The sequence below is a fragment of the Gemmatimonadaceae bacterium genome (genome assembly GCA_036003045.1).
Classification (GTDB): Bacteria; Gemmatimonadota; Gemmatimonadetes; order Gemmatimonadales; family Gemmatimonadaceae; genus JAQBQB01.
The window spans coordinates 38,060-61,547 of sequence record DASYSS010000058.1; the positions used below are offsets into that span (position 1 = coordinate 38,060).

At 66.6% G+C, this 23,488-nt stretch carries 15 protein-coding genes; 7 read left to right on the plus strand and 8 right to left on the minus strand.

From position 1 onward, the window contains the following. Positions 1-5: 5 nt before the first annotated feature. From VGQ44_15605 to VGQ44_15615, 3 genes are read right to left on the minus strand one after another with little or no spacing between them, the layout of a single operon-like run. A complete protein-coding gene (locus VGQ44_15605; protein HEV8448256.1) occupies positions 6-1,493 on the minus strand; it encodes an efflux transporter outer membrane subunit in 1,488 nt (495 codons plus the stop codon). Then, on the minus strand, positions 1,490-4,654 hold the full coding sequence (locus VGQ44_15610; GenBank protein HEV8448257.1) for a multidrug efflux RND transporter permease subunit: 3,165 nt from the start codon (positions 4,652-4,654) through the stop codon (positions 1,490-1,492). The genes VGQ44_15605 and VGQ44_15610 overlap by 4 nt, the downstream gene beginning before the upstream one ends. Continuing rightward, positions 4,651-5,796: an efflux RND transporter periplasmic adaptor subunit gene (locus VGQ44_15615; GenBank protein ID HEV8448258.1), complete on the minus strand. Its 1,146-nt coding sequence runs from the start codon at positions 5,794-5,796 to the stop codon at positions 4,651-4,653. Before VGQ44_15615 ends, VGQ44_15610 begins: the two co-directional genes overlap by 4 nt. A gap of 250 nt (positions 5,797-6,046) precedes the next feature. Here VGQ44_15615 and VGQ44_15620 point away from each other — a divergent pair, with 250 nt between their 5' ends. Continuing rightward, positions 6,047-7,132 (plus strand): hypothetical protein, encoded by a 1,086-nt coding sequence (locus VGQ44_15620; GenBank protein HEV8448259.1) that lies wholly within the window; start codon positions 6,047-6,049, stop codon positions 7,130-7,132. A 55-nt stretch (positions 7,133-7,187) separates the two neighbouring features. Here the strand turns inward: VGQ44_15620 and VGQ44_15625 are convergent, their stop codons facing one another. Then, entirely contained in the window at positions 7,188-9,266 is a 2,079-nt protein-coding gene (locus VGQ44_15625; GenBank protein ID HEV8448260.1) for a M13 family metallopeptidase, read from the minus strand. Positions 9,267-9,573: 307 nt separating this feature from the next. Here VGQ44_15625 and VGQ44_15630 point away from each other — a divergent pair, with 307 nt between their 5' ends. After that, positions 9,574-10,794, plus strand: coding sequence for a DUF2252 family protein (locus VGQ44_15630; protein ID HEV8448261.1), 1,221 nt, complete (start codon positions 9,574-9,576; stop codon positions 10,792-10,794). An 84-nt stretch (positions 10,795-10,878) separates the two neighbouring features. Here the strand turns inward: VGQ44_15630 and VGQ44_15635 are convergent, their stop codons facing one another. Next, positions 10,879-11,439, minus strand: coding sequence for a hypothetical protein (locus tag VGQ44_15635; protein ID HEV8448262.1), 561 nt, complete (start codon positions 11,437-11,439; stop codon positions 10,879-10,881). Between the two features lie 59 nt (positions 11,440-11,498). Next, positions 11,499-14,435, minus strand: coding sequence for a serine/threonine-protein kinase (locus VGQ44_15640; protein ID HEV8448263.1), 2,937 nt, complete (start codon positions 14,433-14,435; stop codon positions 11,499-11,501). A gap of 334 nt (positions 14,436-14,769) precedes the next feature. Between VGQ44_15640 and VGQ44_15645 the strand changes: the two genes are divergently transcribed. From VGQ44_15645 to VGQ44_15655, 3 genes are all read left to right on the plus strand, one after another. Further along, on the plus strand, positions 14,770-15,135 hold the full coding sequence (locus tag VGQ44_15645; GenBank protein ID HEV8448264.1) for a PadR family transcriptional regulator: 366 nt from the start codon (positions 14,770-14,772) through the stop codon (positions 15,133-15,135). Between the two features lie 2 nt (positions 15,136-15,137). Then, complete coding sequence (locus tag VGQ44_15650; protein ID HEV8448265.1) at positions 15,138-17,777, plus strand: ABC transporter permease; 2,640 nt, start codon at positions 15,138-15,140, stop codon at positions 17,775-17,777. A 295-nt stretch (positions 17,778-18,072) separates the two neighbouring features. After that, the gene (locus tag VGQ44_15655; GenBank protein ID HEV8448266.1) at positions 18,073-18,408 is read left to right on the plus strand and encodes a YidB family protein; all 336 of its coding nucleotides are present in this window, start codon (positions 18,073-18,075) and stop codon (positions 18,406-18,408) included. 3 nt (positions 18,409-18,411) lie between these two features. On the opposite strand, the gene VGQ44_15660 is transcribed toward VGQ44_15655, so the two are convergent. After that, complete coding sequence (locus VGQ44_15660) at positions 18,412-21,069, minus strand: ABC transporter permease (GenBank protein ID HEV8448267.1); 2,658 nt, start codon at positions 21,067-21,069, stop codon at positions 18,412-18,414. Beyond that, positions 21,066-21,410, minus strand: a complete 345-nt coding sequence (locus VGQ44_15665; protein HEV8448268.1) for a PadR family transcriptional regulator — start codon at positions 21,408-21,410, stop codon at positions 21,066-21,068. Before VGQ44_15665 ends, VGQ44_15660 begins: the two co-directional genes overlap by 4 nt. A 349-nt stretch (positions 21,411-21,759) precedes the next feature. Between VGQ44_15665 and VGQ44_15670 the strand changes: the two genes are divergently transcribed. Continuing rightward, entirely contained in the window at positions 21,760-22,443 is a 684-nt protein-coding gene (locus VGQ44_15670) for a hypothetical protein (GenBank protein ID HEV8448269.1), read from the plus strand. A 48-nt stretch (positions 22,444-22,491) separates the two neighbouring features. Continuing rightward, the coding region (locus VGQ44_15675) for a carboxypeptidase regulatory-like domain-containing protein (GenBank protein HEV8448270.1) at positions 22,492-23,488 on the plus strand (997 nt) is incomplete at its 3' end.

Genomic DNA, 23,488 nt, shown 5'->3' on the forward strand with positions numbered 1-23,488 from the left:
CGCGCCTATCTACTGGTCGTCCAAGTTCCGCCCAGCGCTTTGTAGAGCTGCACTGCCGCAGTCAGCTCGCCGAGCTGCGCCTGACTCAACGCCAGCTCCGCGCTGAACAAGCTCCGCTGCGCGTCGAGCAGATCGAGGTACGATGACAACCCCGCGTCGTACCTCGATTCGGCGAGACTGAGCGCCTGCCGCAGCGCCCGAGCCTGCGTGGCTTGCGCGGCCACCTCGTCACGCGCAGCGCGCACTCCGGCGAGGGCATCGTTCGCTTCGCGGATCGCGTTGAGCGCCGTCGACTCGTACGACGCTTTCGCCTGGTCCGCGCGAGCACGCGCTTCCGCGGACAAGTTCGCGAGGCGACGGTTGTCGAACACCGGAAACGAGACACCGGCGAACAGCTGGTACACGTGCGTGTTGTCTCCGAACACGTTGTTCGGCACGCCGGCCTGCGATCCCAGCGACCCCACGATGCTCACCGTCGGCAACCGAGCCGCATCGGCGACTCCGATGCGCGCGTGGGCGGCGGCGTAGTTGCGCTCCGCCTGCTGCACGTCGGGGCGCCGCGCGAGAAGGCCGGCCGGAATCGAATCGGGGATCGAGAGAGCCTCCACCGCCGCGGCGAGCGTTCCGCGTCGCGGGATCGCCGTCGGACCTTCGCCGAGCAAGACGTTCAGGTTGTGCTCCGTCACGGCGGTCGCGCGCTCGGTCTGCGCCAGCGTCACCGCCGGCGCGGCCACCTGCGCCTCGAACTGTCGCACGTCGAGCTCCGACGTGAGTCCCTCCGAGTATCGCGCGCGCGCGACGTCGAGCGTCGCTTGGCGGGAGCTCAACGTCTGCTGCGCCACGAGCCGCTCTTGATCGAGCTCGAGCAGTTGGAGATAGCTCGTCGCGACGTTGCTCACCAGCGAAAGAACGGTCGCGCGCTCCGCCGCCTCCTGCGCGCCGAGGTCGGCCGACGCCGCTTGAACGCCGCGACGCAGCCGGCCCCAGAAGTCGAGCTCCCACGTGAGATCGGCCGTGACGCGCGCCGCGCGATAGGCGCTCGGCGGAAACGACCCGAGCACGACCTGGTTCGAGCTCTCCGATCCATTGAGCGCCACGGACGGAACGAGCGGCGCCTTCGACACGCCGACCGCCGCGCGAAATTCTCGGATTCGTGCCTCGGCGACACGGAGATCCCGGTTTTGTTGAAGCGCGACGTCGACCAGCCGAGTGAGCGTCGTGTCGCGCAGGAGATCCAGCCAGGCGAACGACGTGAGGGAGTCGATCGCCGCCAAGCGACGAACGGCAGGCACGGCCGCGATGCGAGCCGTGTCCGCTCGTCGCGCCGCGGCGAGCGAATCGAAGAACGCGTTTGCCGAGTCGCCCGTTCGCGTGACGCCGATGCGTTCGCGCGAGCTGGCGACCGTCTCGGGCACGTACCGCGGGCCGGCGAGACACGCCGACGCCAACACGACGGGAGCCGCGGCGACGAGTAGTCCGCGAGAGCGCATCATGCGTGCTCCGTCGTCGGCGCGACCACCGCTTCGGGCGCCGCGGGCTCCGTTTTGCTTTTTCCCTCGGCGACACCGCGAATGATGCGGAAGAAGAGGGGAATGAAGAAGATTCCGACTGTCGTCGCGAACAGCATTCCCGCGAACACGCCGGTGCCGATCGAGTGCCGGCTCACCGCGCCGGCGCCGCTCGCCAACATCAGCGGCAGTACGCCGAGGATGAACGCGAACGAGGTCATGAGGATCGGCCGCAATCGCTCTCGCGCCGCTTCGACCGCCGCTTGGCGAATGCTCATGCCGTGCATGCGCAGCTCGTTCGCGAACTCCACGATCAGAATCGCGTTCTTCGCCGCGAGTCCGACGACGGTGATCAGTCCCACCTGGAAGTAGATGTCGTTCGGCTGGCGGCGAATCCAAATGCCGAGTAGCGCGCCCAGCACACCAAAGGGCACGCCGAACAAGACCGCGAACGGCACCGACCAGCTCTCGTACTGCGCCGCAAGCACCAAGAACACGAGCACGAGTCCGAGCGCGAAGACCACGGCCGCGTCACCGCTCGACGCGCGCTCCTGGAACGACTGGCCGGAGTAGGACACGCCAAGTCCCGCCGAGGCGAACTGGTTGGCGATCAGGTCGTCGACTTGATGCAGCAATTCGCCCGTGCTGTGTCCCGGCTTCGGCGTTCCGGTGAACTGCGCCGACGTGAATCCATTGAACCTGGGTACGACCGTCGGCGCGCTGCGGAAGCTGATCGTCGTCACGGCGGAAACGGGCACCATCGTGTTGTTCGCGCCGCGCACGTAGAGCTTGCCGATGTCGGCCGGAGTCTGCCGGAACTGCGGCTGGGCCTGCGCCTGCACCCGGTAGGTCTTGCCCTGAAGATTGAAGTCGTTGATGTAGAGCGACGAGAGATTCGCCTGCAGGGTCGCGAACAGGTCGGTGAGGTTGATCCCGCGCGCCTTGGCGGCCGTGCGATCCACCGTGACGTACACCTGCGGCACCGCGGCACGGAACGTCGTATTGAGTCCGCCCGCCGCCGGCAGTTGATTCACCGCCGCCCGGAACTCGGCCACGTGCTGGGCGAAGGTGCGGATGTCCTGGCCGTTGCGGTTCTGCAAGTTGATCTCGACGCCCGCCGTGATGCCGAGTCCCGGCACTTCGGGCAGGTTGAACCCGAACGCCTGCGCGTCGGGGAGCGCGAACAGCTTGCGGTTCACGCGCGACGCGATCGAATCGAGCGCGTCGTGCGACGAGCGCTCGTCCCACGGTTTCACGTTGAGGAACACGGTGGCGCCGTTCGTCGCGCTCGACTGAGTGAGAAGATCGAGACCGACGAGCGCGACGATGTTTCGTACGGCCGGCTCGGCGCGCAGAATCTTTTCGATCGAGGCAACGGTCGCTTCGGTGCGCTGGAGCGACGCGGCGTCGGGAAGCTGCACCGACAGCGCCATGTACCCTTTGTCTTCCGTCGGAATGAACGCCGTCGGAATCTTGCGCCAGAAGAATCCCGCCAGCGCCACGATCACCACGAACATGCCGACCCACATCGGCGGGCGGCGGATCACGGAGTCAACCGCGCCGACGTAGCCATTCGTGGCTTTCGTGAAGAGGCGATTGAACCAGCCGAAGAAGCCCGTCGTGTGCGTCGCTTCGGATTCGGTGAGCAAGAGCGCGCAGAGCGCCGGCGTCAACGTCAACGCGACCAGCCCCGACAGCACGACGGCGATGACGATCGTCATCGCAAACTGCTTGAACAACTCGCCCGTCACGCCGCCGATGAACGCGACCGGCACGAACACGGAACACAGCACGAGCACGATCGCGACCAGGGCACTCCCCACCTGGCGAATCGCCTTGTCCGCGGCGAGACGCGGCTCGAGCCCCTCGCTCGCCATGATGCGCTCGACGTTCTCGATCACGACGATCGCGTCGTCGACGACGATGCCGATCGCCAACACGAGGCCGAACAACGTCAGCACGTTGATCGACATGCCGAACGCCAAGAGACCGAGGAACGTGCCGATGACGCTCACCGGCACGGCGAGCATCGGTATCAGCGTCGCGCGCCAGCTCTGCAAGAAGAGGAACACGACCAGCGTCACGAGAATCATCGCTTCGACGAGCGTGATCGTGACTTCGTGGATCGACGCGCTCACGAACGGCGTCGTGTCGAACGGCAGCGCCCACTTCACCCCTTGCGGGAAGCCGGACTGCATCTCGCCCAGCCGATCGACGACCGCCTGCTTCACGGCGAGCGCGTTGGCGCCCGGCCGCATGTAGAGCAGCACGAACGCGGTCGGCACGCCGTTGAGACGTCCTTCGAGATCATAGCTTCGCGCGCCGAGCGTAGCGCGCCCGATGTCCCGTAACCGTATCACCGAGCCGTCGGGGCGCGCCCGGATCACGATGTCGTTGAACTCTTCCGGGTTTTGAAGCCGGCCGATCGTCGTGATCGGCAGCGTGAGTTGCGTGCCCGGCGGCGACGGCTCGGCACCCAGGCGCCCCGCCGGATTCGTCGCGTTCTGCTCTCGCACCGCCGCGGCGATGTCGCTCACCGTGAGGCTGAGTTGCGCCATCTTGTCGGGGTCGAGCTGGAGCAGCATCGAGAAGTCGCGCGCCGGGAACGGCGTCGCGTCGCCGACGCCCGGCACGCGCTTCAGCTCGTCCACGACGAACAGCTTCATGTAGTTCGCGAGATACGTCGCGTCGTAGCGCGGATCGCTCGACTGGAGCGCGACCACCGCGAGGATGTCGGTGTTCGCCTTGAGGATCGTGATGCCGTTCGTGCGCACCGCGTCCGGCAGCTGAGGCTCCGCCAACTTCTCGGCGTTCTGAACGTCGACCGCCGCGAGGTCCTGGTTGCGCGATACGTCGAATGTCACGTTGATCGTCGTCGACCCGTCGCTCGAGTTCGACGACGCGTAGTAGAGCATGCCCTGCAGTCCCGCCAGTTGCTCCTCGATCGGCGCCGCGACGGCCTGTGCCGCGTCCTCCGACGACGCTCCCGGATAGTTCGTCTGAATGCGCACCGCGGGCGGCGTGATCTGCGGATACCGCGTCACCGGCAGCAGGTGAATCGCGAACAGACCGAGCAGCGTGATGACGATCGAGATCACGGCGCCGAAGATCGGGCGCCGGATGAAGAAGTAGCGCGGCTCGCTCATTTTGCCGCCGAGGATTTCGTGCTGTCGGCGAGCGCCACCGGCTTCACCACGCGCCCCGGACCGACCTTCTGAGTTCCCTCGACGATCACGCGATCACCGGGCGACAACCCGGAGTCGATGATCCAGAGCTGGCCGCTCCACGGCCCGGGCTTCACGTCGCGCGCCGTGACGGTGTCGCCGCTGCCGACGACGTAGACGAACTGCCGACCCATTCCCTGCATCACCGCGCGCTGGGGAACGGCGAGCGCCGCTGCCCGAGTGAATCCTTCGAGCCGAACGCGCACGAACTGTCCCGGCAGCAAGCGCCGGTCGCCGTTCGAGAACGTGGCACGGAATTCCTCCGTGCCGCTCGCCGAGTCGAGCGACGGCGCGATGAAGTCGAGCCGCCCGGCCCGCGGCAACAGCGAGCTGTCGGGAAGCACGACGCGCACGGCGAGGCTGCTCCCACGACGAATCAGAGCACCGGCCCGCGGGTCCCGTTCCCACGTCGCGAGCTGCTGCGACGACGGATGAAACGTGACGTACACCGGATCCAGCTCATCGATTGTGGTGAGCAAGTCGCCGGGCCCGGTGACGCGTGCCCCCAACTCGAGCCGCGCGCGTCCCACCTGTCCGTTGATCTCGGCGCGAATCACGCAGTCGTCGAGATCTTTTTTTGCCGCGTCTACCGCGGCCTGGGAGGACTCGAGCTCCGAGTGCGCGTTGTCGACGTCCTGCTGCGCGACCGCGTGCTTCGGAATCAGCGGCTCGAGCCTCGCGACAGTGCGCTTCGCGTTGTCGAGACGCGCGACGGCGCTTCTGTATGCCGCGTCGTATTTGACGGGATCGAGCTTGTAGAGGACTTGTCCCTTCGAGACGACCGAGCCTTCGGTGAACGGCCGCTCGACGATGATGCCTTCGACACGCGCGCGAACCTCGACGCGGCGGTACGGCTGCACCTGCGCGCCAAGCTCGTACGGCTCGGCGATCGTCGTCGGAGAAACGGTCACGATGCCGACTTGCGGCGGCGGCGGACCGCCCCCGCCCGATTGGCCTTGCTGCTGTACGCCTGTTCCTGAGGCCTTGCTGCAACCGCTTGCCGCGAGGAGACCGAAGAACGTCGAGGCGAGCACGCGGGCTCGCCGATGATACGCGATGATCACTGCACGTGGGGCTGGGGGACCTGGCGTCGGACGAGTACGGGGAGGTCTGTGTAAGATGAACCCCGACGCCAGCCCAAGGGAGCTTCCTCGGGGTGCGACGCGCCTGCCCGATTCCGGGCCGTGGCGATGCCGGCGCAAGATGCGGTCATATTCCTTACAATTGTCACGGCCGACCCGATGGTTCTCTTCCAGCGGGCTCACCGTTGTGCTTGGGGGGGGGAAACGCGTGCCGAAACCGAAAGGAGCCGCGATGAAGGCATCCCGCGCACTGGTCTTCGCTCTTCTCTGCGCGTCGTCGACTGCCGCCGCGCAGACGTCGTGGGACGCGCGCGCCGCCGCGGCCTACCTCGACGCCCGCCAAACATGGTGGTCGAGTTGGCAGACCGCGGCACGCGATCATCAGACGGCGTGTGTCTCGTGTCACACCGCGCTTCCCTTTGCGCTCGCGCGCCCCGCGCTCCGTGGAGCGCTGCACGAAGACGAGCCGTCGACCGCCGAGCGCAAGATGCTCGACGACGTGATCAAGCGCGTCGCTCTCTGGAAAGACGTCGAGCCATTCTATCCCGACCAGACGCGCGGACTCCCCAAGACGAGCGAGTCGCGCGGCACCGAGTCGGTGTTGAACGCGATCGTCCTCGCGACACGCGACGCACACGCCGGCCGACCGAGCGACGAAGCGGGTGCCGCCTTCGACAACATGTGGGCGCTCCAATTCCGCAATGGCGATCTGGCCGGTGGTTGGGCGTGGCTCAACTTCCACAACGAGCCGTGGGAGGCGAACGACAGCCCGTACTTCGGCGCGGCACTCGCCGCAATCGCCATCGGTCGAGAGCCCGGCGTTGCATCGGCGGCCGAAAACCAGGAGCGGATCAAACGCCTCCGCGAATACTTGAGAAAAGGAATGGCGACGCAGCCGCTCGTCAATCGCGCGATGCTGCTCTGGGCCTCGGGTGGCCTGGCCGACCTGCTCGCGGCCGATGAGCGCCAAGCGATCGTCGACGCGTTGTGCGCCAAGCAGAACGCCGACGGCGGCTGGAGCCTCTCGTCGCTCGGCCAATACAAGCGCGGCGACAACACGCCGCTGGACACGGCGAGCGATGGCTACGCCACGGGTCTCGTCGCGTACGCGCTGCAACGCGGCGGCAGCGACGCCGCTGACGCGCGTGTCTCACACGCGATCGTGTGGCTCGAGCAACACCAGGATCGCACGACGGGCAATTGGTCGGCTTCGTCGCTCAACAAACAGCGCGACCCAACGACCGACATCGGGAAGTTCATGAGCGACGCCGCCACGGCCTACGCGGTGCTCGCCCTTACCAGCGCGGCAAAGCGCTGAGCATGGAGGGGGGGACGGCGAGCGCGGAGAATCCGCGCTCGCCGACCTCACTCCGTTACCAGATCCTCGCGCGGAGATTGTCGGCGCGCACCATCGGGTCGCCGTCTTTGCAACCCCACGCCGCCTTGAACTCCGGCATGTTCGACAACGGCCCGTCGACGCGCCACTTGCCCGGCGAGTGCGCATCTGTCTTGATCTGATTCAGCTGCGCCTGCTGCGTCGACAGCCCGCGCCAGATCTGCGCCCACGCGAGAAAGAACCGCTGTTCCGGCGTGAAGCCGTCGATCTTGGGATGCGGCTTGCCCGCGATCGCCTTTTGCATCGCGTAGTACGCGACCGTCAGTCCGCCGAGATCGGCGATGTTCTCGCCGAGCGTCTGTCGGCCGTTCACGTGCGAAGCGCTGTCCACGACGGTGTAGGCGTTGAACTGGTCGACGACGAGCTGCGCGGCGGCTTTGTACTTCGCCGCGTCTTCCGGCGTCCACCAATCGCGAAGATTGCCGTCCGCGTCGAATTGGCGACCCGAGTCGTCGAAGCCGTGCGTCATCTCGTGTCCGATCACCGCGCCGAGCGCGCCGTAGTTCACGGCGTCGTCCGCGTTCGGATCGAAGAACGGCGGTTGAAGAATGCCCGCCGGGAACTGGATCTGGTTGAGCGTCGAGCTGTACGACGCGTTCACGGTCGGCGGCGTCATGCTCCACTCCGTGCGATCCGGCGCCTTGCCGAGCCGCGCCCACGTCCGCGCGGCGTTCCACTCGGCGACGGCTTGCTGGTTGGTATAGTACGAGCCGGATTTGACCGACAGCGTCGTGTAGTCGCGCCACGTGTCGGGATACGCCACTTTGCGCAGGAACGCGTTCAGCTTGGCGACCGCCTGCGTCTTGGTTTCGCTGCTCATCCAATCGAGCCCGTTGATCCGGTCGCGCAGCGCGGAAACGAGGTTGTCCACCATCTTCGTCGCGCGCGCCTTTGCCTCGGGCGAGAAGTTGCGTTTGATCCAGTCCTGACCGACGGCCTCGCCGAGCGCGCCATTCGTTCCCGCCGCGCATTGCTTCATGCGTGCCTGCTGGACCTTCACGCCGGTCGAGAACTGCTGCCAGCGGAACGCCTCGCGCCGGAATGGCGCGCTGAGCGACGTCATCGCCCCGTTCGTGACGTGCCACCGCAGAAACGCCTTCCAGTCGTCCACCGGCGTCGCCGCGACGAGCGAGTCGAGCGCCTTGAAGAAGCTCGGCGCCCGCACGTTGACGTCGCCGGCGTAGGTCGTGTGGTGCTGCTGGAGATACCGCGTCCAGTTCAAGTGCGGCGTGGTCTTCTGGAAATCGGCGACCGTCATCTTGTGATACGTCGCCACCGGATCGCGCATGTCCGCCTGCGGGATCGTGATGTTGGCGATCGTCGTCTCGAGCGCGAAAATCTTCTTCGCGTCGGCCAACGCCTGGGCGTTGCTCTCGCCGAGCAACTCGAGCGTGCGTGTGACGTGCGCGACGTACTCGGTCCTCGTGGAATCGGCGCGCGGGCGCTGGCTCACGTAGTCGTCGCGATTGAGCGTCAACCCGCCCTGGTTCGCCGAGAGGATGACCATTTTGCTGTTGCGCGGATCGGTGCCCGGCCCGAGTGAGAACGGCGCGACTCCTCCGCCGCCTCGGCCGCCGCCGCCACCACCGCCGCCCCGCCCGCCGGCGGTCCCAAAGAGCTTCACGATGTCGTCGGTCGTCTTCGCGGCCGCGATCGCGTCGAGCGTCGGCTTGATCGGCGTGAAGCCGGCCTTGTCGAGCGCCACGGTGTCCATGCAGGCGAGGTAGAAGCTACCGATCTTGGCGTCGTTCGTGCCTGCCTTGGCCTCCCCGTCGCGCACCAGATTCGCGTCGTCGATGACGATCTTCTGGACGACCTCCTGGTTCTGATCGCCGAGCATGCCGAAGCTGCCGAGGTTCGTCTTGTCGGGCGGAATCGTGTGCTTTTTTAGCCACGTCCCGTTGGCGAATTCATAGAAGTCGGTGCATGGCGCGCAGGTCGTGTCGAGATTCGCGCGATCGAGCACGCGCGACGCCCCCCGTTGGGCTGTCGCGACCGACGAAATGACCGCCACCATCAGCGGCGCGGCCAGGGCAAAACGCAGACGAAAGACCATGGAGTCCTCAGAGAGAGAGTTCCTTTCGTCCAACCTACGCGCCTGCACTGGCTCCCGCTGACTGCCGCTTCTCGGGAACCGCAACTGCTCAACGCAGAGACGCAGAGAGACGCAGAGGTAACGGCGGAATAGCCTTTGGAAACGGCCTCGGGGTGGCATCACGTGGCCCGCTCGAGGCGGTTCCCAAAGAATCTCTTCGCCGTTCCCTCTGTGCTCCTCTGCGCGCTCTGCGTCTCTGCGGTGAGTTAGTTGTTTTTTTGTGGAGCCGGCCTCGACAGGACAGCGCTTGTTGCGTCAACGTATCCGCGTGCCGAGATCGAAAACCACTGTCGCCGACCGAATCGCGGCATTCAACGCGGGACGCGATGCGCGGCGGCTCGAACGGAAGTACCGAGCGATGCGGCTCGATGCGTTTGTGTTCTTTCGAGGCGCGGCTCATTTGTACTGGGAGGATTGGGAGCCGCGCGCGGCTCGTTTGCCGAAGAGTCCCAGGGTCTGGGCGTGCGGCGACCTTCACCTCGAGAACTTCGGCAGCTATCGTGGCGACAATCGCCTCGTCTACTTCGACCTCAACGATTTTGACGAGGCCGCCATGGCGCCGGCGACAGCCGACGTCTGTCGGTTGCTCACAAGCCTTCGATTGGCGGCGGGCGCCCTCCATCTCGATGATCCGGAGACCGCGGAGCTGAGCGAGGGGCTGCTCGTTGCCTATTGCGAGGCACTCGGTTCGGGTAAGGCGCGTTGGGTCGAGCGGCCGACGGCGCGCGGGATGGTCCGCGACCTCCTGAACGGCGCGCGGGAGCGAACCCACGCGGCGCTCCTCGCGCGCCGCACCGTCGTCGAAGACGGCCGGCGACGGCTTCGGCTCGACGGGATCCGGATGGAAGCCTTGTCGCCGCGCGAGCGCGCGTCCGTGACGCAGCATCTGGCGGAATTCGTGGAGTCGGTGGCCAAGACGGAGGATCAAGCGAAGTTCTACCGCTTGATCGACGTCGCGGCGCGCATCGCGGGGACCGGGAGCTTGGGCGTGCGGCGATACGTGGCTCTCGTTCGCGGACACGGCGGCGAGGACGGCCGTGTGCTGCTCGACATCAAGCAGGCACGACCCTCGTCGATGGCGAAGCACATCGGCGTCCCGCAGCCGGCGTGGAAGTCCGAAGCGCATCGGGTGGTCGAAATCCAGTGGCGGATGCAAGCGATCTCCCCCGCTCTGCTCGCGCCGGTGAGTTTCGGCCGGAGCTCGTTCGTGTTGCGCGAGCTTCAGCCAGTCGAGGATCGACTCGCGCTGGCGCACTGGGACGGCAAGCTGTCGCGCCTGCGGAAAGTGGTCGTGACGATGGGCGAGACGTTGGCCTGGGCGCAACTCCGATCGGCGTCGCGCGAGGGGTCGGCGACCCTCGACGATCTCATCGCGTTCGGTCGCTCGCACGCTTGGCGCGAGAGCGTCTTGGAGTACGCACGACTCTACGCCAACAAGACCGTGCGATACTGGGGCGAGTTCAAGCGGTCGTCGCTCAGCGCCGTGTAGAAGGCGCTGCGAAAACCAGAGGGCCGAGGCAATCGCCTCGGCCCTTCGTTAACCTCGCTCGAACGATTCGGTTCTTACTTCCGCTCAGCCAGGCGTGGGTATCGGGTTGAACGTACCGGTGAGGTTGGCCGACGACTGACACGCGTCTCCGGTCGTGAGGTCGGTCAACGTGCCGGTGACCTGAGCGTCGAATCCTTCCTGAGTCAGATCGAGGAAGTCGGTTCCCTGGATCGTGAACGAGAACAAGGCATCGGACACGGTTCCATGAGTGACGACCTTGCCGTTCTGAATGTCGTGCAGGTCGATGCTGCCGGTCGAGCTGCTGGTCAAGGTTGGGGTCACGGTCAGGTGAACGACCTGGTTGGTGGTGCCGGTGGCTTGGAGGTAGCTCCATGAAAAATGCAGGGGAAAATCGTGTCTGCACACCAGAATGATGGGCTGCGCATCCGGCCCGACACTGGCGTCGCTGAAACCAACAGCCAGGTCTCCCGAGCCATTGTCGCCGGCCAGCGGCGGCGGTGGCGGGTCACCGGGAGAATGCAATGAGGAACCGGGCGCCGCACGCGAAACCGGCGAAATCATGTTCGAGTCGGTGCACGCGGCGATGAATGCCACGAGGCCGACGGCCGCGAAGAATCGCTTCATGAGTGAATCCTCTTTTTGCGGTACCGGCACCCCGCGCCGGCGGCGGCGAACGGAAACGATCAACGATCCGAGTTGCCCACTCGTACTGGCAGCGGCTGATCGCCGCCCAGTTGTCCAGCTTTCGTTGCGGCCTGCATGGCAACCGCTCGTTGAGGCCCGTCCCCCCGCGACCACGCCCGGGCCACCAACGCGTACGCGCGCGACGCGGCCGGGTAGTGCTGCAGTTTTTCTGCCACTAGGGCTCGCTCGAGTGCCCACGGGATCTCGAGTGGCGTGAGCAACGAGTAGAGACGTTCGCCAAGCGCGGTCTCTGCCTCGACATGGAAGCCCAGACTATCGAGCAATCGTGCCTTCGTGTATCGATCGAGATAGCAAGCTGGACAGAGCGAATCAGGAAGCGCGCGGAATTGCGCGAGTGCATCGGTGCTGTGGCGCGCGAGCGACAGATACGCGCGCGTCGCCGCCACTCGATAGCCGGCGTTTCGGCGACTCACCGGCGTCGCTGCTTTTGCGACCTGGCTGTCGGCGCGCGCCACTGCGCCCACGAGCGATGCCGTGTCACCATGCGCGGCCCACCAGGGGAGAGCGGCCGCGACCCACACGCTTCGATCGTGCAGCATGCGCGCGAAAACCGCTCTCGCCGTGTCAGTCGGCACACCACCCATCAGTGCGAGAAAGCCGAACGGCTCCGCCTCGATACCACCGATGTTCGTCCCCAACGTGTCGAACGCCTCGCGCAGCCTGCCGCGCAAAGCAAGCTCGTCGACGAGGTACCTGCGCCGATATCCCGGGTTGAAGATGAACGCCGACGTCGGCTCTCGCGCGCGGTTGGGAAGCTGAAGAAGTCTCGTGCCGATTTCCGTCGTATCCGGCCAACGACGCACGATCAACCACGCCGTCTGAATCGCTTTGCTCGACAACGTGTCGAGGACGCGAACGGTCTTGCCGTTGATGCCACCGTCGCGCAGCAGCAGCGTGAGGACGCGAATGCCATCGGCCTCTTCGTCAGTCGGGCTGAGGGCCAGATAGCGATCGGCGTACGCCAGCCCAGCGTCGCGCCCGTCGCGCGTGACCGAGAGCTCGATCGCGTGGATGTAGGCCGGCGTGAAACCCGAGTCGAGCGCAATCGACCGATCGAATGCCGCGCGGATCGTATCTTCGGAAACGCTGAGGCCTGGGCCGAATCCGTAGTGGAAGTACGCGTCGGCCAGAGCGAACCACACCTCCGGATCGTTCGGAAAGCTGTCGCGGGCGGCGCGTAACGTCCTGAACAGTGAAACGACAGTCGCGCGGTAACTCGTATCGGTCTCGAACGCCGCGAGCGATGCGCGCATGGCGTCAGCGGCGACGAGGATGCTATCTCGTTCGGGCAATCCCCTGTTGTGCCGCCCGGCCGCCGCCAGGTACGCGCGCGCGAGCGAATCGTTCGTGCCTCGGAGCCAACCAAAGGCGAGTCCCGCGTGCCGGCTCGCCAAAGCAAGTGCCGAATCGGAACCGATCGCTCGCAGGTAATAGGCGGCGGCGGAATCCCACGCCGATTGGCGGTAGAACTGTTCGCCGATGAGAAATGCTTCGAGCGCGGGGGCCGTCGTTTCCTCGAGCCACGTCGCGCGAAAGGCGGCCAAGGGCTTGAGCGTGCTGAGCTCGCTCCGCAGATCCTTGACCAACTCACTGACGATGTGCCTGGGATCGTCGCCAGGACCCATACGTTGGTGCGTGACGCCGACTTTCTTTCCGCTGACCACATTGAAGACCGTCGCCGTGACCGAGAGTGAGTCGTGGGGCAAGCCCGCGACGGTGCCGTAGATCGCGAGCCCCGCGCCCATTTGGCGCCCGAGTTGGGCGGCACTCGCCTCATCGGCGTGCGACGACGCCTTCCACTTACGAAGGTACCGCGTCGCCGGGACTGTCTTCACCCAGCCCACCGCGATCGGTCCGAGTAGGTCGACCATGCTCTCCCTGAACTTCGGATCCGCGCTGCCTTGCACGTTGAACGGAACCACGACGACGTAGTTGGGATCGAGCTTCGGCGGGCGCGTCGCGAAGAAGGCCGCGGCGGCAATCGCCAACCCCGCGACCGTGGAACCACCGACAATCGCCCAGCGCGGCACCTTCGGTTTCGTCGGAACCACCTGGAACGCTGCGGTCATCTGAAGATCGAGCGCGTCGCGGAAATCGGCGGCCGTGCGATAGCGATCGTCCGGCGCTTTGGCGAGCGCTCTCTCGATGATCGTGCTGATGACCGGCGGCACGTCCGGCGCGACTTCCGAGAGCGACGGCGGCGGCTCCGTCAAATGCGCCGCGACCAGGGCCTGCGCGGTCGGGCGCGAGAATGGTGGTTTCCCAGCGAGCATCTCGTAACCGACGACCGCCAGCGCGTAGACGTCGGCTCGGGCGTCGAGCCCCTTCTCACCCGCCAGCTGTTCCGGCGCCATGTAGCCGAGCGTGCCGATGCCAATGCCCGTCGCGGTAAGCCGCTCGGCGGTCGTCTCGAGGCGCGCTTCCTCGACCGCGCGCGCGATGCCGAAGTCAGTGAGCACCGCGTGCCCTTCTTGCAGCAGGATGTTCGCCGGCTTGATGTCGCGGTGCACGATGCCGCGGCTGTGGGCCAGCGCGAGCGCATCGGCGATCTCGCGCAACACACGCAGCGCTTCGTGAATCGGGAAGCGGTTGCCGCTCTCGAGGCGGTGACGCAGTGACTCGCCGGCCACGTACGGCATGACGTAGTAGAACCCGTCGCCGCTCGTTCCCGTCGAGAGAACCGGAAGGATGTTCGGGTGCTGCAGGCGCGCGGCGAGCTGCACCTCTCGCTGAAAACGCGCCGCGCTCACTTCGCTCGCCGTCTCGGGCGGGAGCATCTTGATCACGACCTTGCGGCCGAGCGACGACTCGGTCGCCAGGAACAGCCGGCTCATACCGCCCGGGGCAAGCTCGCGCTCGATGACGTAGAAATCACCGAGGGTCTGTTGAAGTTGTTCGAGGAGTTCCGTCGTCACTACCTCGTGACCGTCGCTGACGGCGTCTCGAGTCAGTCCCGAAGCGAACATAGACAAACGCGAGCGTGAGGGCCAGCGCGTCGTCCGCTCGGATGGATCGGTCGCCGCGCAGTCCTCGGCGTTCCTCATCGCCCTCCACCGTCAAACACGCAGACGGATCGAGCGAGCCGACGCGGCCGCGCCGGCGAGCCCGACCGCTAGTCTAGCGCGCGCTCTCATCGCGTCATGTGCGGTGGCTCACATCCGGCGCTTCGCGGCCCCGCGCGCGAACGGAGCCGCGGCGACCTGCCCTCTTGTCCCTCACATCTTGACAGTCAAGATGTAGCGACGCATCGTGAACGCGTCACGCAATCGGACGCGACGCATGGACCAGCCGAACACCGACGTCATTCAGGGCACGCTCGACCTGCTCATCCTCAAGACGCTCAGCCTTCAGCCAATGCACGGCTTCGGGATCGCGCGCCGCGTCGAGGACATCTCGCGCGGCGTCTTCAAGGTGAATCCCGGCTCGCTGCTCGTCGCGCTGCAGCGCCTCGAGCGTCAGGGCTGGCTCGACGCGGAATGGCGGCAGACCGAGAACGCACGCCGCGCGAAGTTCTACACGCTCACGCGCGCCGGACGAAAGCAGCTCGACTTCGAGACAGCCGACTGGAGGCGCCGCGCCAACGCGGTCGCGCGCCTGCTCAGCGCGGAGGGATGACCATGTCCATTTGGCGGCAACTGACGCGCGGGCTCCGGACGCTGGCGCGACGCGGCGAGACCGACGCCGAGCTGAACGACGAGGTACGCGACTATCTCGACCGCACGACCGCCGCGAACGTCGCGCGCGGGATGTCGCGCAGCGCGGCGCATCGAGCGGCGCGGCTCGAGCTCGGGAATCCGACCGTCACGCAGGAGCGCGTGCGAAATTCCGGATGGGAGCACGGCGTCGAGACGCTGATCGTCGACGTCCGCTACGGACTTCGTCGACTGCGATCGAACCTGGGTTTCACCGCGGTCAGCGCGATCACGCTCGCCCTCGGGGTCGGCGCGACCACCGTGATCTTCAGCGCGATCAATCCGATTCTCTTCAAGTCGCTTCCCTACCCTCGCGCCGACCACATCCTCGCCGTGTCCGACGTCTCGAGCGGACCCGTGACGTTCGGTACCTATCGAGAGATCCTCCAGCGTAGCCGATCGTTCGACGCGCTCGCTCCGTTCAAGCCGTGGCAGCCGACGCTCGAAGGCGGGTCGGAGCCGGAACGGCTGAACGGCCAGGCCGTCGGTTCCGACTTCTTCCGCGTTCTCGGCGTGATGCCGGCGCGAGGCCGCGCGTTCACCGCCGCCGAGGATCGCAGCGGCGGCCCTCGCGTCATTGTCATCAGCGACGCGCTCTGGCATCGCCGGTTCGGCGGCGACCAAGCGATCGTCGGGCACACCATCACTCTCGACGACGATCCATGGCTCGTGGTCGGCATCATGCCGCCGTCGTTCGAGGACGTGACCGACGCGGGCGCGGATCTCTGGATGCCGCTCCAGTACAAGACCGTGTTCACGCCCGACGATCGCGAGTGGGGCCACCACCTGCGCCTCATCGGTCGAGAGCGAGCCGGCGTCACGCTGGCCGCGGCGCGTGCGGACTTGAACCAGATCGCGCGCGCCCCGCGTCCTGATCTGCCGCGGGTCCCCTGGGCGTCCCTCGCGAACGGCCTGCGGGTCGAGTCGCTCCAGGACCAAGTCGCGGGCGACGTTCGGCCGGCGCTGCTGGCCGTGTTCAGCGCGGTGCTCGTCCTGCTCGTCATCGCCTGCGTCAACGTGACCAACCTGTTGCTGGCCCGCGGCGCGCAGCGGCGCGGCGAGTTCGCGTTGCGCGCCGCCCTCGGCGCCGAGCGCGGACGGCTCGTGCGACAGCTGATCACCGAGAGCATGCTGCTCTCGCTGTTCGGTGGGCTCCTCGGCATCCTCGTCGCGGTCGCGGGGCTGCGCGCGTTCGTCGCGGTCAGTCCCGCGGGTTTGCCGCACGTGGCATCCATGCACCTGGACGGGAGCGCGCTCACGTTTGGTCTTTTGTTGACGACCGTCATCGGGCTCGCGGTCGGCGTACTCCCGGCACTTCACGCCTCGCGCGACGATCTGCAAGCCGGACTGCAGGAGACGTCGCGCCGCTCGGTCGGCGAGCACCATGTGACGCGGCGAGTGCTCGTCGTCGCCGAGGTCGCGCTTTCTCTCATGCTGCTCGTGAGCGCGGGATTGCTTCTCCGCAGCCTGCAGCGGGTGTTCGCGGTGGACGTCGGATTCGATTCGTCGAATCTGCTGACCATGCAGGTCCAGCTCACGGGCCCGCGCTATCGGCAGGACGACGCGAAGGCGCGGTTTCTCGACGAAGCACTCGACGCCGTGCGCCGGGTGCCCGGTGTCACCGAGGCCGCATTCACGCAGCAGTTGCCGTTGAGCGGCGAGTTCGACGTCTACGGCGTACATCTGGAACGAAACTCGGACCCCAAAGACGATGGGGCCGCGCTTCGCTACGCCGTAACGCCGGATTACTTCACCGCGATGCGCATTCCGTTGGTCCGCGGCCGGTTGCTGAACGCGCACGACGTCGCGGGCCAGCCGCGCGCGGCGTTGATCAATCAGAGTTTCGCGAGGTCGGAATTCGGCGCCGACGATCCGATCGGACAACGTTTCCGCTTCGGCCCCGACGACGGCCAGTGGTACACGGTGGTCGGCGTGGTGGGCGACGTGAAGCAGGCGATCGATGCCCTCGATAGCCGCAAAGCGGTCTACATCACGCCGTCGCAATGGCATTGGGTGGACAACCTCGTGTCGCTCGTCGTTCGGACGCGAAGCGCGAGCGACGCGTCGTCGATGGCACCGACGGTACGGGGCGCGATCTGGTCGGTCGATCGCAACCAGCCCGTCGTGCGCGTCGCGACGATGTCGACGCTCGTCTCCACGGCGACCGCCGGGCGACGCTTCGCCCTCGTACTGTTCGAGGTGTTCGGCGTCGCGGCGCTCGTGTTGGCGGCCGTCGGGATCTACGGCGTTCTCTCGGGCAGCGTGACCGAGCGGATTCGGGAGATCGGCGTACGCGCGGCGATGGGCGCGGCGCCAACCGACATCCTCGCGCTCATTCTGCGGCAGGGCATGATGCTGACGGCCGTCGGAGTCGCGCTCGGGCTCATCGGTGCGGCGGCAGCGACGCGCGGACTCGTGACGATGCTCTTCGGCGTCACCCGCCTCGATCCACCAACGTACGTCGGCGTAGTCGTCTTGCTCTTCGGAGTCTCCGCGGTCGCCTGCTGGATGCCTGCCTGGCGCGCCGCGCGCATCGATCCGTCGGTCACGCTGCGCGCCGAGTAGTGTTCTCCGGGCGACTCAGAACCGCAACTACCTGACGCAGAGAACGCAGAGGGACCGAGAGACACAGAGGGACGGCGAAGAGGGATTTTATGAACGACCTCGGGGAGCCACTCAGTGGCCTCCCGAGGTTGTTCCCCCAAATTCTTTTCGTTGTTTGTTGGCTCCGCGAAATCCGTGGTTCTCCGCGAAATCCGCTAGCATTATCGTTTGGTACAGCTTCCCTGCGCAGGACGAGCTAGCTTCCTACGACACAGCTCATTCAATGCAGGCGTGAAGGATTCGCGCGGAGAGAACGATGGGACTCTTTGACGGTCTTTTGGGCGGCATCGTCGGCGCAGGCATGGTGTCGGTCGTCAGTGACATCATCGACAAGCACGGCGGATTGAACGGAGTGGTGAATCAGTTTCAGAGGCAGGGATTCGGCGACACGGTCAAGTCGTGGGTCGGCACGGGGCGGAACATGCCGATCTCGCCGGACGAGCTTCACAAAGTCCTCGGGACCGACACGATGAATCAGCTCGCGGCCAAGCTCGGGATGACGCCCGACGAGCTGGCGCAGAAGCTATCCACCGCGCTGCCGCAAGCGATCGACAAGCTCACGCCGCACGGCGTCGTTCCGGCCGGCCAGTAGATCTCAGCCGCTGCGCAGCGCTTCGACGGGGTCCGCGCGCATCGCGCGCCGGGCCGGGACGAGACTGGCGATGAGCGCGACGCCGATCAACGAGAGCGTCGCGACCGCGAAGGTGACTGGGTCCGTCGTCGACACGCCGTAGAGCAACGACCGAATGCTGCGCGTCGCGAGGAGCGCCAAGCCACATCCCGCGAGTGCCCCCGCTCCGGCAACGGCGGCCGCGCGACGCAGCACGTCTCGCGCGATGTCGCCGGCGGTCGCGCCGAGTGCCATGCGCACGCCGATCTCGTGCGTGCGCTGGCTCACGACGTAACTCGTGACGCCGAAGATGCCGATTGCGCCGAGAAGCAGCGTCACGAGCGCGAACCCTCCGACGATGACCGTGGTGAAGCGCGGCTTCGCGACCGACCGGGAAACCACCTCGTCCATCGTTTGCTCGGCGCTCACCGGCACGGTGTGATCGATCGACTCGGTGATCGCGCGCAATTCGCGGCCCACTGCCGCCGGATCGCCATTCGAGCGAACGACGACCGACATCTCCGGCGACCCGATGGCGGGGCGCTGCGCAAATGGGATGTAGAGCGCGATCGCCGATGTGTCGCGAAGACTGTCGAGACGAACGTCGGGCACGACGCCGACGATGGTGATCCAGGGACTCGCGTATGGGTAGCCGATGCGCTTCCCGATGGCGTCGTCGTTCGGCCAGAATCGCCGTGCCAGCGCGCGTGACACGATCGCGACCGGCGGCGCACCGGCCCGGTCCTCATCAGTGAACATCCGCCCTTTCACGAGCGGGATTCGGAGCGTCGAGAAATACCCGGCCGTCACGACCTGCATGTGGTTGGCGGAGGGAAGCGTGTGAGTCATGTCCTCGAACTGCCCCTGCACGCGCATCCCGCCCAATCCATAGATAGGCGCGGCGATCGGCAGACGATTGACGAGCCCGACGCTCGACACGCCGGGCGTTGCGGCGAGTCGTTCGACGAGCGTCGTGTAGAATCCCGAGGTGCGCGATTCGTCGCGGTAGCTTGCCGCGGGTGGGCTGACCAGGGCCGTGACCACCTGCTCCGAAGAAAAGCCCGGCGAAAGCTCGGTGAGGTATCTGAAGGAACGCGTGAGCAACCCGGCGGTGATCGCGAGCAGTACGGCGAGCGCGATCTCGCCGATTACGAGCGAGGATGCCAAGCGGTGCTGCGCGGCGCCTGCCCGAGCGAGATGCGCGGCGTCGGTGGAGCGACTGGAGGATTCACCGGCCGCGCGGAGCGCGGGCAACAGGCCGAAGGCGATCCCCGTCGCGACGGAGAGAATCGCCGTGAACGCGAACACGCCGGTGTCGAAGCGGACTTCGGCGGTGCGAGGCATGGCCGGCGGAAGCGACGCGGCCATCCAATGCGCGCCGGCCAATGCGAGCGCGAATCCCAGCGTGCCTCCAATGAGCGCGACGACGATGCTTTCCGTGAGAAGTTGACGAACCAGCCGCGCGCGCCCGCTTCCCAACGCCGAGCGCACGGTGAACTCCCGCTCGCGCGCCGTCACGCGAGCCAGCATCAGGTTCGCGAGGTTGACACACGCCACGAGCAGAACCACCGCCACGCACGCAAAGAGCAAGAGAAGCGCCGGCCGCTCGGCACCAACGAGAGTTTGTTGAAGCGGATGCGCGGCGGCGGTCTTGGCATAGTCGGCGCCTGGATCCCACATCGGATTCAAGCGGCGGAACCCGGGGAGAATCGACGCGAGCGCCGCGCTGGCCCGTGACACGCTGACGCCGGGCGCGAGCCGCGCAATCCAACGGCTGTTTCCCACGGCCCACGTCTGAGCCACGTTCGTGGCCGAGATCGTGAGCGGCATCCAGAATTGAGTGCGCGTAGACGGGATCGCGAATTTCGTCGGCATCACACCGACGACGAGCGACTGGACGCCGTCCACGAGCACGTATCGTCCCACGATGCCACGATCGCCGCCGTATCGCTCGAGCCAGAGCGAGTGCGAGAGAAGAATCACGTTGCCGGCACCCGGACGGCTGGCGTCTTCCGTGAAGGCGTGACCAAGCTCCGGCGCGACGCCGAGCATCGGGATCAGATTGCTGGTGATCGACACGCCATCGAGCCTGGACGCCGGGCGATCGTCACCGTATGTGATGCTCCGAGGGCGAATCATCGCGACGCCGGCGAGCCCCGTGCGGCGCTCACGCAGCGCCAGCAGCTCGCCGATCGACCCGACGATGTTCGCGTCGATCGTCACGAGCTCGTTGGGGCGACTGTACGGGAGCGGCTCGAGCAGCACCGCGTTGACGAACGAGAAGATCGTCGTGTTCGCGGCGATCGCGATCGCCAGCGTCACGATCGCGGTGACCGCGAAGCCCGGCGCGCGGCGCAGCGACCGCAGGGCGAACCGGGCGTCCTGCCAAGCGTCGCGAATCCAGTCGGCGCGGATGCGGCGCCGCTCTCTGGACCGATCGATCGCCCGCAGCTGGGCGACGACGCCGTCGACGTCGCCGAATCGTTCGCGCGCGGCGGCGCGCGCCTCGTTGAGATCGAGACCGGCGCGCAGCGCCTCCTGCTCGCGCATCTGCAGGTGATGACGGACTTCGTCTTGCGCGTCCTCGACGGATCGGCGGCGCACGAGGTCGCGGTAGCGGCGCCACACGGGTTGGTCGCTCATGCCGACGCCGGCCGGGTCGTGGACTTGAGCACCTTGCCGACCGCGGCGGCGTAGCGCCACCAATCGCGCGCGTCGGCCGTCAGCTGCTCGCGCCCTTTGGCCGTGAGCTGATAGAACTTCGCTCGGCGATTGTTCTCCGATGAACCCCAGGTCGCCTTGACCCACCCCTTGTCCTCCATCCGGTGCAAGGCCGGATAGAGCGAGCCCTCTTCGAGCCGGAGCACGTCGTCGGCGGCGTCCTGGACCCAGCGCGCGATGGAGAACCCGTGCTGCGGCCCCCACGAGAGCGCTTTCAGCACCAGCAGCTCGACGGCTCCGTGACGGAATTCGATCGTCGACATTCCGGCTCTCCCTTTACTTGGCATTTCTATGGGGAAGGCTATCGCCGTTTCCCCCTAGACTTGTCAAGTGAGACAACAGATGTCGCGGAAGGGTTGGGTTTGCGGCTGATGAACGGTGAAGCACGAATGCGGCGTGGTGCGCGCCACCCACGGCGCGGCGTCTGCGCGTGCGCCGCACCCGGCCACCACTCTCGTTCCAGGTCTCCGCACCCCGCCACCGCTCCCGTTCCACCTCGTTCACCAACAGTCCTTCCCTCGTTTCCTGTGCGTCCCGTGTCCCCTGCGTTAAGTAGTTGCAGTTACGGCAGCTCGCCGGGTCCCGACGCCTCGCGAGCCGATGCTCATCCAAATGACCCCGCCCCCGCCCTCGCCACAGCCCTCGCCACAGTACCAGCCGACCCTCTTCGACCGCCGCGGACCGGAAGCCGCAACGCTCCTTCAGGCGCTCGGACTCGGCCTGATGGTCTTCGGCGTCACGACTGGGGCGCTGATGTCGCAGATCGGCTTTCATTGGTGGGAGCTTCCGGTGGGCCTGGGTGCGGGTGCCGTCTGCGGGTCCGTGGGCTGGGTCATCGGCGAGGCCGTCGGCAATGGATGGAAGCAAGTCGCCGTGAACGGGTCGAGCACGCCGTATGAGCGACAGTTCTCGTACGAGCAATCGCTCGTCATGAGGGGACGTGTGGACGACGCGCTGGAATCGTTCGAGGCGGTGATCGCGACCGAGCCCGAGCTGATCGCGCCGCGCATCAAGGCGGCGGAGCTCTACGCCCGTGAGAAGAACGACCCGCAGCGAGCCGCGGAGTTGTTCCGCGACGTTCTGCGATCGCCGATGATCACACCCGGCGACAACGTCTACGCCACGAATCGACTCGTGGACCTCTACATCGGACCGTTGAACGAGCCGGGGCGCGCGCTGGTCGAGCTGCGGCGTCTCATCGACACGCGACCAGGCACTCCGGCCGCCGAGCACGCACGGCGAAGCCTTGCCGATCTCAAGGCTCGTATGAATGTTGACTCGGTCGAGGAAACCTGAGTCGAACGAATGCGAATGCGTTGGGCCACAAAATCCAATCGAGTCTTCATGGCGCTGAGCGCCGTGCTCGTCATGGCTCCACGTGCCGGAGCACAGGCACCGGGACACACCATTCGCGGAACGGTCCGCGACTCGGCCACGGGACAAGAGCTGAGTGGCGCGGTCATAGAGCTCGCGGGCCCGCCGCCGTCCGCGCGCACGGTGACACGCAGCGATCAGCGTGGCACGTTTCAGTTCTCTCGCATCGCCGACGGGCGATATCGCCTCTCCGTACGACTGATCGGTTTCGCCGAGGCGGCGAGGGACGTCGACGTGACCGGGCGCGATTTGTCGCTCACGATCGCGTTGACGTCGACGTCACAGCGCCTCGACACCGTGCGGGTGCGCGCGGCGGTCACCGCGGTGTACGGCGTCGTGGGCACGAGCTCCACGCTGCGTCCCGTCGCCGATGCGTCGATTCAAGTGATCGGTTCGCAGCAGAAGGGATCGAGCGACAGCGCGGGAAAATTCTTCGTGTCGCTCGCAAAGGGCGGGTCCTACTTCCTGCGAGTGCATCATCCCGGCTTCGCGGACCAGTTCTTTCCGGTCAACGTACCGTCGGACCACACGGTCGAGACGTTCGTGCTGCTCGATTCGGGGTCCGTCTCGGCGGGCTCCGAGATGGCGTGGAACGATTTCGACGAGCGGCTGCGCTGGCAGGGGCAGGGCGGAAGCACAGTGTCGGGGGAAGAGATCACGCGAAATGGCGGGTCGTCGGGCGATGCGATCCGCGGCGCGTCGTCGTTCGTGAGGAAAGGGCTGGTCCTCGGACCGAGCGTATGCCTGTTCGTGAACGGCGTGCCGAAGCCCGGATGGGGGTTCGACGGCATTCCGCCCGAGCAGATCGCCACCGTCGAGCTCTATACGATCACCGGCGACGAGACGCACACCCTCGCGTCGCAGTGGCCCCACGGCGCGCAATGCGGCCGGACCGGCGGCGTACCGGCGCCGACGAGCCCGATGAACCGGCGCTCGATCGTGCAGTACGCCGTCGTCTGGCTGAAGC